This window comes from Xylanibacter brevis P6B11 (assembly GCF_000621825.1).
GTDB lineage: Bacteria > Bacteroidota > Bacteroidia > Bacteroidales > Bacteroidaceae > Prevotella > Prevotella brevis.
On record NZ_JHXG01000003.1, the window covers coordinates 68206 to 84540 of the forward strand.

Sequence of the window (16335 nt, forward strand, 5' to 3'; positions counted from 1 at the left end):
AGAGACAATGGCAAAACAAGATTTGCATTTGACCCGCAACATCGGTATCATGGCTCACATCGATGCCGGTAAGACTACCACTTCTGAGCGTATCCTGTTCTACACAGGTAAGACCCACAAGATTGGTGAGGTGCACGATGGTGCAGCTACTATGGACTGGATGGCACAGGAGCAGGAGCGCGGTATTACCATTACCTCTGCAGCTACAACCTGCAATTGGAAGTGGAATAACAACAACTATAAGATCAACTTGATCGATACTCCGGGACACGTGGACTTCACCGCTGAGGTTGAGCGTTCACTGCGTGTGCTCGATGGTGCAGTTGCTACATACTCTGCTGCCGACGGTGTTCAGCCTCAGTCAGAGACCGTATGGCGTCAGGCTGATAAGTACAACGTACCTCGTGTAGGTTATGTAAACAAGATGGACCGTTCTGGTGCTGACTTCTTCGAGACTGTACAGCAGATGAAGGACATCCTGGGTGCTAACCCCGTTGTTATCCAGGTGCCCATCGGTGCTGAGGAGAACTTCAAGGGTCTTGTTGACCTGATCAAGATGAAGGCTATCCTGTGGCACGATGAGACCATGGGTGCTGAGTACGATGTTGAGGAGATTCCTGCTGACCTCGCTGACGAGTGCGAGGAGTGGCGTATGAAACTTCTTGAGTCTGCAGCTGAGTTCGACGAGGCTCTGATGGAGAAGTTCTTCGACGATCCTAACTCTATCACTGAGGAGGAGATCATCGCTGCTATCCGCAAGGGTACCATCGCTATGGAGTGCACTCCTATGCTCTGTGGTTCTTCTTACAAGAACAAGGGCGTACAGCCTCTGCTCGACTATATCTGCGCATTCTTGCCATCACCTCTGGATACTGATGCCGTTATCGGTACCAATCCTGAGACTGACGAGGAGGAAGCTCGTAAGCCAAGCGAAGATGAGGCTACTTCTGCTCTCGCATTTAAGATTGCAACCGATCCATACATGGGTCGTCTGGTATTCTTCCGCGTTTACTCTGGTAGCGTGAAGGCTGGTTCATACGTTTACAATCCCCGTTCAGGTAAGAAGGAGCGTATCAGCCGTCTGTTCCAGATGAACTCAAATAAGGAAATTCCTATGGAGTCAATCGACGCTGGTGATATCGGTGCAGGTGTAGGTTTCAAGGATATCCGCACTGGTGATACCCTCTGTGATGAGGAGAAGCCCATCGTGCTGGAGTCAATGACCTTCCCTGATACTGTGATTTCTATTGCCGTTGAACCTAAGTCTCAGGCTGACATCGCTAAGATGGATAATGGTCTTGCTAAGTTGGCTGAGGAAGACCCCACATTCACTGTACGTACCGACGAGCAGAGTGGTCAGACCATCATCTCTGGTATGGGTGAGCTTCACCTCGATATTATTATCGATCGTCTGAAGCGTGAGTTCAAGGTTGAGTGTAACCAGGGTAAGCCCCAGGTTAACTACAAAGAGGCTATCATGAAGGAAGTAGAAATCGAGGAGACCTACAAGAAGCAGTCTGGTGGTCGCGGTAAGTACGCTAAGATGCTTGTTAAGGTAGGTCCTGTTGATGAGGACTACGATCTGAAGAATAACCCCGGCTTGCAGTTCGTAAACGAGGTTAAGGGTGGTAACATTCCTAAGGAGTTCATCCCCTCAATTCAGAAGGGCTTCGAGACTGCTATGAAGAATGGTATCCTCGGTGGTTATCCTGTAGACTCTCTGAAGGTTGTTGTTGTTGATGGTGGTTTCCACCCCGTTGACTCTGACCAGCTTTCATTCGAGATCGCAGCTCAGATGGCTTATAAGGAGGCTTGTGCTAAGGCTAAGCCCGTACTGATGGAGCCTATCATGAAGCTCGAGGTTGTTACTCCTGAGGAGAACATGGGTGACGTAATCGGTGACCTCAACAAGCGTCGTGGTCAGGTAGAAGGTATGGAAGAGGCTCGTTCAGGTGCCCGTGTCGTTAAGGCAATGGTTCCCCTGTCAGAGATGTTCGGTTATGTAACCGCTCTGCGTACCATCACCTCTGGTCGTGCTACCAGCTCAATGGAGTATGATCACCACGCTCCTCTGTCAAGCGCAATCGCTAAGGCTGTGCTCGAGGAGGTTAAGGGTCGCGCTGACCTCGTGTAATAGATAAATGAATTGTGAAGAGCGTAGCATTTGCTTCTGCTCTTCACTTTCTAATCTTCGCTTCGCTGAGCAAATGACTCTTTAGCGGGGCCATATATTAACAATTAAACAAACAAAAGACAATGAGTCAGAAAATTCGTATCAAGCTGAAGAGCTACGACCACAAACTCGTAGACAAGTCAGCAGAGAAGATTGTGAAGGCTGTTAAGGCAACTGGTGCTATCATCAGCGGTCCAATTCCCCTTCCCACACACAAGCGTATCTTCACCGTTAACCGCTCTACCTTCGTAAACAAGAAGTCTCGTGAGCAGTTCCAGCTGTCAGACTACAAGCGTCTGATCGACATCTACAGCTCTACAGCTAAGACTGTTGATGCTCTGATGAAGCTCGAACTCCCCAGCGGTGTTGAGGTTGAGATCAAGGTGTAGTACTCCTTATATGATACTAAAGTGCGGTGTTTCAGAAATGAGGCACCGCTTTTTTTGTTTATTTAATGTTACGATTGCTTTCATTTTGACTCTTTTTTCGTACCTTTGCAACCAATTTGAAACTATTATTAGATTATTCTACTTTAGGAAATGAAAAGATTCGCTCTTATTAGCTTGTTGGCTACGATCGTTGTCACCAGTATCTGGGGACAGATGATGGATCCTGTCCATTTCAGTTCTCAGCTTAATATGTTGGAAAACGACGAGGCCGAGATTGTATTCACGGCAACTGTCGATGATGGATGGCACGTTTATTCTACTGATTTGGGAAATGATGGTCCTGTTTCTGCTTCGTTCAATGCCGTTAAGATGGATGGTGTTGAAACTGTTGGTAAATTGAAACCTCGTGGTCATGTGATCAAACAGTATGATAAGATGTTTGATATGGAGTTGCGCTTTTTTGAGAAAAAAGCCACTTTTGTACAGAAGGTTCGTTTCACAAAACCACAATATACGATCGATTGCTATCTGGAGTATGGCTCATGCAACGATGAGATGTGTATGCCTCCTTCTCAGGCTGAATTTAAGAAGAGTGGTCGCGTGACTCTCTCTGCTCAGCCTGTAGATCAAGCTCAGCAGGGTGAGGCAGTGGATTCTATACCTGAAGTCGTAGAGCCACAGGCTGACTCTGTTGCCGCAGCGCCTGTCGATTCTGCTTTCTCGGCTCTTTGGGAACCCGCTTCTCTGCAGAATGATGGTGCTAACGAGACTCCGTCTTCTTTGTTCTATATCCTGTTGATGGGCTTTGTTGGCGGTCTGCTGGCGGTCTTGATGCCCTGCATTTGGCCTATTATCCCTATGACCGTATCTTTCTTCTTGAAGCGTGCTAAGACTGATAAGAAGAAAGGTATCCGTGATGCGATTACATATGGTTTAAGTATCATCGTGATTTATTTGGGTATGGGACTCCTTGTGACGGCTTTCTTCGGAAGTGATACACTTAATGCGATGTCAACCAATGCCGTCTTCAACGTGTTCCTGTTCCTGTTGTTGGTGATATTCGCTCTGTCGTTCTTTGGATGGTTCGAAATCAAGTTGCCTGGTTCATGGGCTGATAAGGTTGACTCGAAGGCTTCCGAGACCAGTGGTTTGCTGTCTATCTTCCTGATGGCTTTCACCTTGGTATTGGTGTCTTTCTCTTGTACGGCTCCTATTATTGGATTGCTCCTCGTAGAGACTACCACCAGTGGCAACTGGCTGGCACCTGCTCTTGGCATGTTTGGTTTCGCCTTTGCCTTGGCCTTGCCCTTCACCCTGTTCGCACTGTTCCCCACATGGTTGAAGCAGGCTCCCCGCTCTGGCTCATGGATGACCACGCTGAAGGTGGTACTCGGCTTCGTTGAGTTGGCCTTCGCTTTGAAGTTCTTGTCAGTGGCTGACCTGGCTTATGGATGGCACATCCTCGATCGTGAGGTCTTCCTCTCGCTCTGGATTGTGATCTTCTCTTTGCTCGGTGCTTACCTCTGTGGCTGGCTCAAGTTTCAGGAAGACGAGGTTGGTGGCGATTTGAATAAGCCCATGCCCGTGATCTGCATCGTGGGTGGACTTGTATCGTTTGCATTCGCCGTTTATATGATTCCCGGTCTCTGGGGTGCTCCCTGTAAGGCCGTCAGTGCCTTCGCTCCTCCTATTAATACACAGGACTTCAATCTTAATAATAAGGTGGTAGAGGCTAAATACACCGATTATGAGGCCGGTATGGCTGCTGCTCGCCAGCAAGGTAAGCCCGTGTTCCTTGATTTCACTGGGTTTGGTTGTGTGAATTGTCGTAAGATGGAGGCTGCCGTATGGACAGATCCTCGTGTAGCCGACAAGTTGACCAACGACTATATTCTCATTTCTCTCTTCGTGGACGACAAGACTCCGCTGGCTGAGCCTATGGAGGTTACCGACGATCAAGGAAACACTAAGACTCTCCGCACCGTTGGCGCCAAGTGGAGCTATCTGCAGAGTCATAAGTTCGGTGCCAATGCGCAGCCTTACTATGTCATCCTCGACCCCGTTACGGCTCAGCCCCTCAGTGGCAGTCGTGCCTATGACGAGGATGTTGCCGCCTACCTCCAGTTCCTGGATGGTGGACTGGATCGATACCGCCAGGGGCAATAATAACTTTAGTTTTTTAGTGAAAATACAAGGGCAAGGGATTTTTCCTTGCCTTTTTTCATTCTTTTAGATGATGCCAAAATGATGAAATATACCTTTTTGGTATTGTTGAATAGTTAAACTTTCATAAAAGTTGGTGTTTTGGAGGTACGTGGTCTTTGAGATTCCATATAATATTTGTACCTTTGCACCCGCAAAAAGTGGTCGTTGCGCTGGCTATAAGCTATCAATACACTGAAAAAGAGCAGTTTAACCTTATCCAAAGTATGGTGGTGGGCTGTGTCTCTTTTCGTGCGTATATAAGATAGTAGTCGCAAGACGATGCTTTGAAAAGATAGTAACAAAACTTATTTATAACTCATTTATTTAAATTATTAAAACTGAAATGCCAGGATTATTAGGAAGAAAAATCGGAATGACATCCGTTTTCAGTGCCGACGGTAAGAATGTACCGTGCACTGTTATCGAAGCTGGTCCTTGCGTTGTGACACAGGTTAAGACCGTAGAGAAGGATGGCTACAAGGCCGTTCAGCTCGCATTCGGTGAGAAGAAAGAGAAGAATACCACCAAAGCGATGATGGGTGTCTTCAAGAAAGCCGGCACAACACCAAAGGCCCACTTGGCCGAGTTCAAGTTTGATGAGGACTACAACTTGGGTGATACTCTCACCGTAGAGCTTTTCGCTGATGCAGAGTTCGTAGACGTTGTAGGTACATCAAAAGGTAAGGGATTCCAGGGCGTTGTTAAACGTCACGGTTTCGGTGGTGTAGGTCAGAGCACTCACGGTCAGGATGACCGTCTGCGTAAGCCAGGTTCTATCGGTGCTTGTTCTTACCCCGCAAAGGTATTCAAGGGTATGCGCATGGGTGGCCACATGGGATGTGATCGTGTGACAACTCAGAACTTGAAAGTGTTAAAGGTGATTCCGGAGCACAACCTCCTCCTCGTGAAGGGTAGCTGCGCTGGTTGCAATGGTTCAACTGTATTAATTGAGAAGTAAAGATGGAAGTTAGTGTATTGAATATCAACGGTCAGGAGACCGGAAGAAAGGTGGTTCTGAATGACGCCATCTTCGCAGTTGAGCCTAACGATCACGTCATCTATCTGGACGTAAAGCAGTACATGGCCAACCAGCGCCAGGGTAACGCTAAGTCAAAGGAACGTAGCGAGATTAGCGGTTCTACACGCAAGCTCGGTCGTCAGAAAGGCGGCGGCGGTGCTCGTCATGGTGATATCAACTCACCTCTGCTGCGTGGTGGTGGTCGCGTGTTCGGTCCTACACCTCGTGACTATGGCTTCAAGCTGAATAAGAAGGTGAAGGCTCTTGCTCGTAAGTCTGCTCTGACTTACAAGGCTCAGGAGAATGCAATTGTTGTACTTGAGGACTTCGATTTCGAGGCACCCAAGACCAAGGAAATGGCTAACATTGCAAAGAACCTGAAGGTAGACGGCAAGAAGTTGCTCTTCGTTTTGCCCGAGGCTAGCAAAAATGTATATCTGTCTGCTCGCAACCTGCAGAAGACCGAGGTTCTCGAGGCTTCTAAGGTTAACACCTATAAGGTGCTGAACGCAGATGTACTGGTGATTACTGAAAAATCACTCGAGACAATCGACGGAATCTTAAACAAGTAAAAAGGATACAACAGATATGGCATTTATCGTAAAACCACTGGTCACTGAGAAGATGACCAAGATCACGGAGAAGCAGCCTAACCGCTATGGTTTCGTTGTACGTCCTGAGGCTAACAAGCTTGAGATTAAGAAGGAAGTCGAGGCAATGTACAACGTAACGGTTGAGGATGTAAACACAATCCGTTATGCAGGTAAGCGCAGTCAGCGCTACACGAAGGCAGGTCTCGTGAAGGGACAGAAGAATGCCTTCAAGAAGGCTATTGTCACTCTGAAAGAGGGTGAGGAAATTGATTTTTACAGCAATATTGATTAATAGAAATGGCAGTACGTAAATTAAAGCCCGTAACTCCGGGTCAAAGACACAAAATTATTGGCACGTTCGAGGATATTACTGCATCCGTGCCAGAGAAGTCTCTCGTTTACGGTAAGCGTTCAACCGGTGGTCGAAACAACACCGGTAAGATGACCGTTCGCTACATGGGTGGCGGCCACAAGAAGAAGTATCGTCTGATCGACTTCAAGCGAGAGAAAGATGGTGTTCCTGCTGTAGTAAAGACAATCGAGTACGATCCTAACCGTTCAGCTCGCATTGCTCTGCTCTACTATGCAGATGGTGAAAAACGTTACATTATTGCTCCTAATGGACTGCAGGTTGGTACGACTCTGATGTCTGGAGCTGAGGCAGCACCTGAGATTGGTAACGCCCTTCCGCTCGCCAACATCCCCGTAGGTACGGTAGTTCACAACATTGAGCTCCGTCCTGGACAGGGTGCTCTGCTCGTTCGTTCGGCAGGTAATTTTGCTCAGTTGACTTCTCGCGAAGGAAGCTACTGCGTGATTAAGCTCCCCTCAGGAGAGACACGTAAGGTGCTTTCTGCTTGTAAGGCTACCGTAGGTGCTGTGGGTAACTCTGACCACGCGCTGGAGGCATCAGGTAAGGCTGGTCGCTCTCGCTGGTTGGGACGTCGTCCTCACAACCGTGGTGTTGTTATGAACCCCCACGATCACCCAATGGGTGGTGGTGAAGGCCGTCAGTCTGGTGGACACCCACGTTCACGTAAGGGTCTGTACGCTAAGGGTCTGAAGACACGTGCACCTAAGAAGCTTTCAAACAAGTACATCATTGAAAGAGCTAACAAGAAGTAAACAAGAAATCAAGAGTTAAATTATGAGTCGTTCATTAAAGAAAGGTCCTTATATCAACGTTGCTCTCGAGAAGAAAGTTCTCGCTATGAATGAGAGCGGCAAGAAGAACGTCGTAAAGACTTGGGCCAGAGCATCAATGATTTCCCCCGATTTCGTGGGACACACTGTTGCAGTTCATAACGGTAACAAATTTATCCCTGTTTACATTACTGAGAACATGGTTGGTCACAAGCTCGGTGAGTTCGCACCCACACGTCGCTTCGGTGGTCACGCCGGTAATAAGAAGTAATGCCCCAGGGTGAATTAAGAATTAAAAATTAGAATTAAGAATTACAATGGGAGCAAGAAAACATATTAAGGCTGAAGAAAGAAAAGCAGCTCTTAAGACACAGTATTTTGCAAAGCTGAAAGGCTGTCCTTCTTCTCCACGCAAGATGCGTTATGTCGTTGATATGATTCGCGGCATGGAGGTGAACCGCGCACTTGGTGTGCTGCGCTTCTCAAAGAAGGCTGCTGCAGCTGATGTGGAGAAGCTTCTCCGCTCAGCTATTAATAACTGGGAGCAGAAGAACGATCGCAAGGCTGAGGCTGGCGAACTGTTCATCACTCGCGCCTTCGTTGACGAGGGTGTTACACTGAAGCGCATGCGCCCCGCACCTCAGGGTCGTGGCTATCGCATCCGCAAGCGCAGTAACCACGTCACTCTGTTTGTTGACGCTAAAACTAACGACGTAAAAGAATAATAGAATGGGACAGAAAGTAAATCCAATTAGCAACCGTCTGGGTATCGTTAGAGGTTGGGAGTCAAACTGGTTCGGTGGTAAGGACTTCGGAGACAACCTGGTTGAAGACCAGAAGATCCGTAAGTATCTCAACGAGCGTTTGGCTAAGGCTAGCGTTTCGAAGATCTTCATCGAGCGCACACTGAAGCTGATTACCATTACTATTTGCACGGCTCGTCCGGGTATCGTCATTGGTAAAGGTGGACAGGACGTCGACAACTTGAAGGACGAGCTGAAGAAGCTCTTCGACAAGGACGTTCAGATCAATATTTTCGAAGTTAAGCGTCCAGAGCTGGATGCCACAATCGTTGCCACAAACATCGCTCGCCAGATCGAGGGCAAGATTGCTTATCGTCGTGCTATCAAGCAGGCTATTGCTAACACAATGCGCGCTGGTGCCGAGGGTATCAAGGTTCAGATCTCAGGACGTCTGAATGGTGCAGAAATCGCACGTAGCGAGATGCTGAAAGAGGGTCGTACTCCTCTGCACACATTCCGTGCTGACATCGATTTCTGCCAGGCAGAAGCTCTTACCAAGGTAGGACTGCTGGGTATCAAGGTTTGGATTTGCCGTGGCGAAATCTACGGTAAGGTAGACCTCACTCCTAACTTCTCTCAGGAGAAGCAGCAAGGTGGCCGTAACAACGGCGGTAACAATGGTGGCCGTAAGTTCCGTGGTGGTAAGAAGAATAATAACCGTTAAAAGAAAGAGAAGCTATCATGTTACAGCCAAAGAGAGTAAGATATAGAAGACCTCAAGACGGACGTGGCAATAAAGGCAACGCCCACAGAGGTACGACATTGGCTTTCGGTTCTTTCGGCATTAAGACTCTTGATGCTAAATGGATTGACAGCCGTCAGATTGAGGCAGCTCGTGTTGCCATCAACCGTTACATGAACCGTGAAGGTCAGGTATGGATCCGCATCTTCCCCGACAAACCCATCACTCGCAAACCTGCTGACGTCCGAATGGGTAAAGGTAAGGGTGATCCCGCAGGATGGGTTGCACCTGTGACTCCAGGCCGTATCCTCTTCGAGGTAGAGGGCGTTCCCTTCGATGTGGCTAAAGAGGCTCTGCGTCTCGGTGCCCAGAAGCTGCCCGTAAAGACCAAGTTTGTTGTAAGACGTGACTACGATAAAAACGCTTAATTAGTATGAAGACGAAGGAAATTAAGGAACTCGAGACCAAGGAATTGGCCGAGCGCATTGAGACTGAGGTTGCCAAGTTCAACCAGATGAAGTTCAATCACAACGTCACTCCGCTGGAGAATCCCTCACTGATTAAGGCTGCACGTCGTGACATTGCACGCATGAAGACGGAGCTCCGTCAGAGAGAACTTAACAAATAACAATGGTCCAGATGGAAACAAGAAATTTAAGAAAGACAAGACAGGGTGTCGTTATCAGCAACAAAATGGATAAAACCATTGTTATCGCTGCTAAGTTCAAGGAGAAGCACCCTATTTATGGTAAGTTCGTCCAGAAGACGAAGAAGTACCATGCACATGATGAGAAGAATGAGTGCCAGGTAGGTGATACCGTACTCATTATGGAAACCCGCCCTCTGTCAAAGACAAAGCGCTGGAGATTAGTACAAATCGTTGAAAAAGCTAAGTAAATATGATACAGACAGAATCAAGACTTACAGTAGCTGATAACAGCGGCGCACGCGAGGCTCTCTGCATCCGCGTGTTGGGTGGTACCCGCCGCCGTTATGCCAGCGTAGGTGATGTGATCGTTGTTGCTATCAAGAACGCTATCCCTACGAGTGACGTGAAAAAGGGTGCAGTATCAAAGGCTCTGATTGTTCGCACAAAGAAGGAAATTCGTCGCCCCGATGGTTCTTATATCCGTTTCGACGACAATGCCTGTGTTCTGCTGAACAATGCTGGTGAGCTTCGCGGTAGCCGTATCTTCGGCCCTGTAGCCCGTGAGCTTCGTGCAGTTAACATGAAGGTTGTATCTTTGGCACCTGAGGTTCTTTAACATTAAAAGATTTAAAAGTAATGAGCAAGTTACATATCAAGAAAAACGATACCGTCATGGTTCTGGCCGGTGAGGACAAGGGCAAGACTGGTAAGGTGCTGAAGGTCTTGGTAGAAAAGCAGCGTGCTATTGTTGAGGGTATCAACTACGTCAACAAGAGCACAAAGCCCAGCGCCAAGAATCCTCAGGGTGGCTTCGAGAAGGTTGAGGCTCCCATCCATATTTCTAATTTAAGTCTGATCGACCCGAAGAGCGGTAAGGCTACTCGCGTTGCTATCAAGCACGAGGGTAAGAACGTAATTCGTGTTGCCAAAAAGTCAGGAGAGGAGATTAAGTAATGAATACAGCACAACTTAAGAAGACCTATGCTGAGCAGATTGCTCCAGCATTGATGAAGCAGTTCAACTATAGTTCTGCTATGCAGATTCCTGTCCTGAAGAAGATCGTCATCAACCAGGGTCTGGGTGATGCTACTCAGGATAAGAAGATTATTGAGGTGGCTATCAACGAGATTTCTACCATCACTGGTCAGAAAGCTGTGGCTACCTACTCTAAGAAGGATATCGCTAACTTCAAGCTTCGTAAGAAGATGCCTATCGGCGTAATGGTTACACTGCGTCGTGAGCGCATGTACGAGTTCTTGGAGCGTCTGGTTCGCATCGCTCTGCCTCGTATTCGTGACTTCAAGGGTATCGAGAGTAAGTTCGATGGTCGTGGTAACTACACACTGGGTATCCAGGAGCAGATTATCTTCCCCGAGATCAATATCGATTCAGTAGATCGCATCCAGGGTATGAACATCACCTTCGTTACAACGGCTAAGACCGACGAGGAAGGTTATGCTCTGCTGAAGGCTTTCGGTCTCCCATTCAAGAACGCTAAAAACGATTAAGAGATATGGCAAAAGAATCAATGAAAGCTCGCGAAGTGAAGCGTGCTAAGCTCGTTGCCCGTTATGCTGAGAAGCGTGCTGCTCTGAAGAAGATCATCGCCACCAGCGAAGACGCTGCAGAGGCTTACGAGGCTGCTCGCAAGCTGCAGGCTATCCCCAAGAACGCTAACCCCATCCGTCTGCACAACCGCTGCAAGATTACGGGCCGTCCCAAAGGATACATGCGCCAGTTCGGTCTCTCTCGTATTCAGTTCCGTGAGATGGCATCAAGCGGTCTGATTCCTGGAGTGAAGAAGGCAAGCTGGTAATAGGCTAAGGAAATAAACTGTTGGCATTGGTTGTTTTAATAACAGCCAATGGCCAATAGTTAAAGGCCTTCATGCAAACTAAGAGATTTTTTATTTAATATTGTCGGGGGAGTCCCGATTAATTAAACAATTTTATTTTATGACAGATCCAATAGCAGATTTTCTGACGAGGTTGAGAAACGCAATCATGGCTCATCACCGTGTTGTTGAAGTACCAGCTTCAAACTTGAAGAAGGAGATTACTAAGATCCTCTTCGAGAAAGGCTACATCCTGAACTACAAGTTCATCGAGGATGGCCCTCAGGGTACTATCAAGGTTGCTTTGAAGTACGACCCTGTAACAAAAGAGAACGCCATCAAGTTCTTGAAACGTGTGTCAACACCAGGTCTTCGTAAGTACACTGGTTACAAAGACATGCCGAGAGTAATTAACGGACTGGGTATCGCAATCTTATCCACGTCTAAAGGTGTAATGACAGACAAAGAGGCCGCACAGCAGAAGATTGGCGGTGAGGTTCTTTGCTACGTTTATTAATTGGAGGATAGCATATGTCAAGAATAGGAAAATTGCCAATTAGTATTCCCGCTGGCGTTACTGTAGCACAGGATAAGGACGGCGTAGTAACCGTTAAGGGTCCCAAGGGCGAGCTTTCACAGAAAGTCGACAAGTCGATTCTCGTTAAGATTGAAGATGGTCACGTTACCTTCGAAATCGATGAGAAAAGTCCCGTGAATATCAAACAGAAGCAGGCTTTCCACGGCCTCTATCGTGCACTCGTTAACAACATGGTTGTTGGTGTAAGCGAGGGCTACAAGAAGGAGATGGAGCTTGTAGGTGTTGGTTACCGTGTTTCTAACCAGGGTAACGTTATTGAGTTTGCGCTGGGCTATACACACCCCATTTTCATTCAGCTTCCTAAGGAAGTTAAGGTTGAGACCAAGTCAGAGCGTAACCAAAACCCTCAGATCGTTCTTGAGAGTGCCGACAAGCAGCTGCTCGGTCTTATCTGCGCAAAGATTCGTTCGTTCCGCAAGCCTGAGCCTTACAAAGGAAAGGGTATTTTGTTCAAGGGTGAAGTTATCCGTCGTAAGTCGGGTAAGTCAGCTTCAGCTAAGTAATCTTATTAATTAATGCTTAACATTTAAAAGATTATGACAACAAAGAAAGTAGAAAGACGAATCAAAATTAAATATAGAATTCGTAAGAACGTTCTCGGTACTGCCGAGCGTCCCCGTATGAGCGTTTTCCGCAGCAACAAGCAGATCTACGTTCAGGTGATTAATGATTTGGAAGGTAAAACTCTTGCTTCTGCTTCTTCACTCGGTCTCGAGGCTATGCCTAAGATTGAGCAGGCTGAGAAGGTTGGTGAGATGATTGCAGCTAAGGCACAGGAAGCCGGCGTGAAGGCAGTAGTCTTCGACCGTAACGGTTATCTGTATCATGGTCGCGTAAAGTCTCTCGCTGATGGAGCACGTAAAGGTGGACTTAATTTCTAAACGATTATGGCAATGAACAAAGTTAAAGTAAATAGTGACGTTGAACTGAAAGACAGACTGGTTGCCATCAACCGTGTTACTAAGGTAACAAAGGGCGGTCGCACCTTTACATTCGCAGCTATTGTTGTTGTCGGCGACGGCAACGGTATCATTGGCTGGGGCCTCGGTAAGGCAGGTGAGGTAACTGCTGCCATTGCCAAGGGCGTTGAGTCTGCTAAGAAAAACCTTGTGAAGGTACCTGTTCTTAAAGGTACTATTCCCCACGAGATGGAAGCTCGCTTCGGTGGTGCTCAGGTATTCCTGAAGCCCGCTGCTGCCGGTACCGGTCTTGTTGCCGGTGGTGCTATGCGTGCTGTGCTCGAGAGCGTTGGTGTTAAGGACGTGCTCGCTAAGTCAAAGGGTTCTTCTAACCCCCACAACCTGGTGAAGGCTACAATCTTGGCACTGAGCCAGATGCGCGACGCTTACACTGTAGCAGGTACTCGTGGTATCAGTATGGAAAAAGTATTTAGAGGATAAAAGGAGATTATACTATGGCAACAATTAAGATTAAGCAGATTAAGAGTAAGATCGGTTATCCCGTTGACCAGAAGCGTACTCTCGAGGCACTTGGACTTCGTAAGATCTCTCAGGTGGTTGAGAAGGAAGATACTCCCGCTGTCCGCGGTATGATTCGCAAGGTTCATCATCTGGTGGCCGTTATTGACTAAACAGTAATAACAATTTAAACAGAATTCTATCATGAAACTGAATACATTGAAACCTGCAGAGGGCTCTACACATTCACGTCGTAGAATCGGTCGCGGTCCAGGCTCTGGTCTGGGTGGTACCTCTACCCGTGGTCACAAGGGTGCCAAGGCTCGTTCAGGTTATAAGAGAAAGATTGGTTTTGAAGGTGGTCAGATGCCTTTGCAGCGTCGTGTTCCTAAGGCTGGTTTCAAGAATATCAACCACAAGGAGTACTTTGCTGTCAACCTCTCTACTCTGCAGAAGCTTGCAGAGGAGAAGAATCTCACCAAGATTGGTGTTGACGAGCTGGTAGCAGCTGGTCTTACCAATGGCAAGGAGCTTGTAAAGGTTCTTGGCAACGGTGAACTGAAGGCTAAGCTCGAAGTAGTAGCTAACGCTTTCTCTAAGACCGCAGAAGAGGCTATCAAAGCAGTAGGTGGAACCGCAACAATAATCTAAACTAAACATGAAGAAGTTTATAGATACCCTTAAGAACATTTGGAAGATTGAGGATCTCCGTCAGCGTCTCCTCATCACCGTCCTTTTCGTAGCGATTTATCGCTTTGGTTCAAAAATCGTGCTCCCTGGTATTAACTATGGTATCTTAAAGAGCATGAACGAGGCCGGTGGCGGTCTTGGTGGACAGACCAAGGAAGGTCTGATGTCTCTCCTCGACATGTTCTCGGGTGGTGCATTCTCTCAGGCATCTATCTTTGCCTTGGGAATCATGCCCTACATCTCTGCTTCTATCGTAATGCAGCTTCTCGCTGTGGCTGTACCTTATTTCCAGAAGATGCAGCGTGAAGGCGAGAGTGGCCGCAAAAAGATTAGTATGTACACTCGGTACCTGACAGTAGCAATCCTGCTGTTTCAGGCACCGAGCTACCTCATTAATCTGAGAATGCAGGTTGGTCCTGCTCTTACCGACGGTATCAGTTGGATGGCATTCATGATTCCTGCAACCATCATCTTGGCTGCTGGTAGTATGTTTATCCTCTGGCTTGGTGAGCGCATCACCGACAAGGGTATTGGTAATGGTGTCTCGATGATCATTATGATCGGTATTATCGCTCGTCTCCCAGGAGCTTTTGCTCAGGAAGTAGGTTCACGCTTCGCTTCTGTAACTGGTGGCGGTCTGGTGATGTTCCTTATCGAGATGCTTATTCTTCTCGCTGTAGTTTGCGCTTCTATCCTGTTGGTACAGGGTGTTCGCAAAGTTCCCGTACAGTATGCTAAGCGTGTGGTTGGCAACAAGCAGTATGGTGGTGCACGTCAGTACATCCCTCTGAAGTTGTTCGCAGCTAATGTGATGCCTATCATCTTTGCTCAGGCTTTGATGTTCATCCCCTTGGCAGTGGTTCAGTATTCGAATCCTGACAATGCAAGCTGGTTCATGCGTAATATGCTTGATCACCACAGCTGGCTGTATAATACTGTCTTTGCTGTTCTCATCATCGCATTCACGTATTTCTACACTGCAATCACCTTGAATCCTACGCAGATGGCTGAGGATATGAAGCGTAACAATGGCTTCATTCCTGGTGTTAAGCCTGGTAAAGATACTGCTGAATTCATCGATACAGTTATGTCGCGCATTACTCTGCCTGGCTCTCTGTTTATCGCTTTCATCGCTATCATGCCTGCATTCGCAAGCTTGCTCGATGTAAAGGACGAGTTCTCACAGTTCTTCGGTGGTACATCTTTGCTTATCCTCGTTGGTGTGGTGTTGGATACGCTGCAGCAGATTGAAAGTCATTTGCTCATGCGCCACTATGATGGTCTGCTGAACTCAGGTCGTATTCATGGTCGCGGTGGTGTAGCAGCCTACTAAGCTGATGAAGATATTTCTGAAGACAGAAGAAGAGATAGAGTTGATGCGTCAGGCTAACCAACTCGTTGGTAAGACGCTTGGCGAATTGGCTCAACATATAAAACCTGGTGTAACGACCCTCCAGTTGGATAAAGTGGCCGACGAATTTATTCGCGACCATGGGGCCATACCTACCTTTAAGGGTTTCCCTAATCCCTATGGAGGGCCGTTTCCTGCCAGCATCTGCACCTCGGTCAATGACGTTGTCGTTCACGGGGTTCCCGATGCGGAGACTGTTCTTAAAGATGGTGATATTATCTCGGTCGATTGTGGAACACTTCTCAATGGTTTCAACGGTGACTCTTGTTACACTTTCTGTGTAGGCGAGGTCAGTGATGAGATTAAGAAGTTACTTCGTATCACTAAGGAGTCTTTATATAAAGGTATAGAGAACGCAGTTGCAGGCAGACATCTCGGTGACATCAGTAGCGCAGTGCAAGACCACTGTGAAGCTGAAGGTTACGGAGTTGTTCGTGAACTGACAGGACATGGCATCGGACGCGAGATGCATGAAGATCCACAGGTTCCTAACTATGGTCGCCGTGGTAATGGTGTAATGTTGAAAGCTGGTATGTGTATCGCTATCGAACCTATGATTACAATGGGAAGTCGCGAAATCTACCTAAAACCCGATCGTTGGAGTGTTTGCACACGCGACGGAAAACCAGCCGCACATTTCGAACATACTATTGCAATCAGACGAGGACAAGCTGAGATCCTTTCTTCTTTCGAAGAAGTTGAAACATTTGAAGGTAAACTTTACTAAAA

Annotated in this window: 25 protein-coding genes; all 25 read left to right on the forward strand. The window is 47.4% G+C overall.

The features are described 5' to 3' along the window. Positions 1–7: 7 nt before the first annotated feature. The 25 genes from fusA to map all read left to right on the forward strand — a co-directional run bounded on the left by fusA (position 8) and on the right by map (position 16333). The gene (gene fusA, locus T496_RS0100305; protein WP_027448968.1) at positions 8–2134 is read left to right on the forward strand and encodes an elongation factor G; all 2127 of its coding nucleotides are present in this window, start codon (positions 8–10) and stop codon (positions 2132–2134) included. Between the two features lie 122 nt (positions 2135–2256). Then, the gene (gene rpsJ, locus T496_RS0100310; RefSeq protein WP_027448969.1) at positions 2257–2562 is read left to right on the forward strand and encodes a 30S ribosomal protein S10; all 306 of its coding nucleotides are present in this window, start codon (positions 2257–2259) and stop codon (positions 2560–2562) included. A gap of 150 nt (positions 2563–2712) precedes the next feature. Then, entirely contained in the window at positions 2713–4728 is a 2016-nt protein-coding gene (locus tag T496_RS0100315; protein ID WP_027448970.1) for a protein-disulfide reductase DsbD family protein, read from the forward strand. Between the two features lie 382 nt (positions 4729–5110). Then, positions 5111–5725, forward strand: a complete 615-nt coding sequence (gene rplC / locus T496_RS0100320; RefSeq protein ID WP_027448971.1) for a 50S ribosomal protein L3 — start codon at positions 5111–5113, stop codon at positions 5723–5725. Positions 5726–5727: 2 nt separating this feature from the next. Continuing rightward, positions 5728–6357, forward strand: a complete 630-nt coding sequence (gene rplD, locus T496_RS0100325) for a 50S ribosomal protein L4 (RefSeq protein WP_027448972.1) — start codon at positions 5728–5730, stop codon at positions 6355–6357. Between the two features lie 16 nt (positions 6358–6373). Further along, the gene (gene rplW / locus T496_RS0100330) at positions 6374–6670 is read left to right on the forward strand and encodes a 50S ribosomal protein L23 (protein ID WP_027448973.1); all 297 of its coding nucleotides are present in this window, start codon (positions 6374–6376) and stop codon (positions 6668–6670) included. Between the two features lie 5 nt (positions 6671–6675). Then, entirely contained in the window at positions 6676–7503 is an 828-nt protein-coding gene (rplB, locus tag T496_RS0100335; protein ID WP_027448974.1) for a 50S ribosomal protein L2, read from the forward strand. 22 nt (positions 7504–7525) lie between these two features. Next, the gene (rpsS, locus tag T496_RS0100340) at positions 7526–7792 is read left to right on the forward strand and encodes a 30S ribosomal protein S19 (RefSeq protein ID WP_027448975.1); all 267 of its coding nucleotides are present in this window, start codon (positions 7526–7528) and stop codon (positions 7790–7792) included. Between the two features lie 46 nt (positions 7793–7838). Beyond that, positions 7839–8246, forward strand: a complete 408-nt coding sequence (gene rplV, locus T496_RS0100345; protein WP_027448976.1) for a 50S ribosomal protein L22 — start codon at positions 7839–7841, stop codon at positions 8244–8246. Positions 8247–8250: 4 nt separating this feature from the next. Next, entirely contained in the window at positions 8251–8988 is a 738-nt protein-coding gene (gene rpsC / locus T496_RS0100350) for a 30S ribosomal protein S3 (protein WP_027448977.1), read from the forward strand. A gap of 17 nt (positions 8989–9005) precedes the next feature. Continuing rightward, entirely contained in the window at positions 9006–9434 is a 429-nt protein-coding gene (gene rplP / locus T496_RS0100355; RefSeq protein ID WP_027448978.1) for a 50S ribosomal protein L16, read from the forward strand. Between the two features lie 5 nt (positions 9435–9439). Then, on the forward strand, positions 9440–9634 hold the full coding sequence (gene rpmC, locus T496_RS0100360) for a 50S ribosomal protein L29 (protein WP_027448979.1): 195 nt from the start codon (positions 9440–9442) through the stop codon (positions 9632–9634). A gap of 2 nt (positions 9635–9636) precedes the next feature. Continuing rightward, positions 9637–9903: a 30S ribosomal protein S17 gene (gene rpsQ / locus T496_RS0100365; RefSeq protein WP_044109388.1), complete on the forward strand. Its 267-nt coding sequence runs from the start codon at positions 9637–9639 to the stop codon at positions 9901–9903. 2 nt (positions 9904–9905) lie between these two features. Next, on the forward strand, positions 9906–10271 hold the full coding sequence (gene rplN / locus T496_RS0100370) for a 50S ribosomal protein L14 (protein WP_027448981.1): 366 nt from the start codon (positions 9906–9908) through the stop codon (positions 10269–10271). Between the two features lie 20 nt (positions 10272–10291). Further along, positions 10292–10609 carry a 50S ribosomal protein L24 gene (rplX, locus tag T496_RS0100375; protein ID WP_027448982.1) on the forward strand — a complete coding sequence of 106 codons (318 nt, stop codon included), beginning with the start codon at positions 10292–10294 and terminating at the stop codon, positions 10607–10609. Beyond that, positions 10609–11163, forward strand: a complete 555-nt coding sequence (gene rplE / locus T496_RS0100380; protein WP_027448983.1) for a 50S ribosomal protein L5 — start codon at positions 10609–10611, stop codon at positions 11161–11163. Before rplX ends, rplE begins: the two co-directional genes overlap by 1 nt. A 5-nt stretch (positions 11164–11168) precedes the next feature. Then, complete coding sequence (rpsN, locus tag T496_RS0100385) at positions 11169–11471, forward strand: 30S ribosomal protein S14 (protein ID WP_027448984.1); 303 nt, start codon at positions 11169–11171, stop codon at positions 11469–11471. A 139-nt stretch (positions 11472–11610) separates the two neighbouring features. Next, a complete protein-coding gene (gene rpsH / locus T496_RS0100390) occupies positions 11611–12006 on the forward strand; it encodes a 30S ribosomal protein S8 (protein ID WP_027448985.1) in 396 nt (131 codons plus the stop codon). A gap of 14 nt (positions 12007–12020) precedes the next feature. After that, positions 12021–12590: a 50S ribosomal protein L6 gene (gene rplF / locus T496_RS0100395; protein WP_027448986.1), complete on the forward strand. Its 570-nt coding sequence runs from the start codon at positions 12021–12023 to the stop codon at positions 12588–12590. Between the two features lie 33 nt (positions 12591–12623). Then, positions 12624–12968, forward strand: a complete 345-nt coding sequence (rplR, locus tag T496_RS0100400; RefSeq protein WP_027448987.1) for a 50S ribosomal protein L18 — start codon at positions 12624–12626, stop codon at positions 12966–12968. A 6-nt stretch (positions 12969–12974) separates the two neighbouring features. Beyond that, positions 12975–13487, forward strand: coding sequence for a 30S ribosomal protein S5 (gene rpsE / locus T496_RS0100405; RefSeq protein WP_027448988.1), 513 nt, complete (start codon positions 12975–12977; stop codon positions 13485–13487). Positions 13488–13501: 14 nt separating this feature from the next. Further along, positions 13502–13678, forward strand: a complete 177-nt coding sequence (gene rpmD / locus T496_RS0100410; protein WP_027448989.1) for a 50S ribosomal protein L30 — start codon at positions 13502–13504, stop codon at positions 13676–13678. Positions 13679–13709: 31 nt separating this feature from the next. Beyond that, on the forward strand, positions 13710–14156 hold the full coding sequence (gene rplO, locus T496_RS0100415) for a 50S ribosomal protein L15 (protein ID WP_027448990.1): 447 nt from the start codon (positions 13710–13712) through the stop codon (positions 14154–14156). Between the two features lie 7 nt (positions 14157–14163). Further along, on the forward strand, positions 14164–15528 hold the full coding sequence (gene secY / locus T496_RS0100420; protein ID WP_027448991.1) for a preprotein translocase subunit SecY: 1365 nt from the start codon (positions 14164–14166) through the stop codon (positions 15526–15528). Positions 15529–15532: 4 nt separating this feature from the next. After that, on the forward strand, positions 15533–16333 hold the full coding sequence (map, locus tag T496_RS0100425; protein WP_027448992.1) for a type I methionyl aminopeptidase: 801 nt from the start codon (positions 15533–15535) through the stop codon (positions 16331–16333). Positions 16334–16335 lie beyond the last annotated feature (2 nt).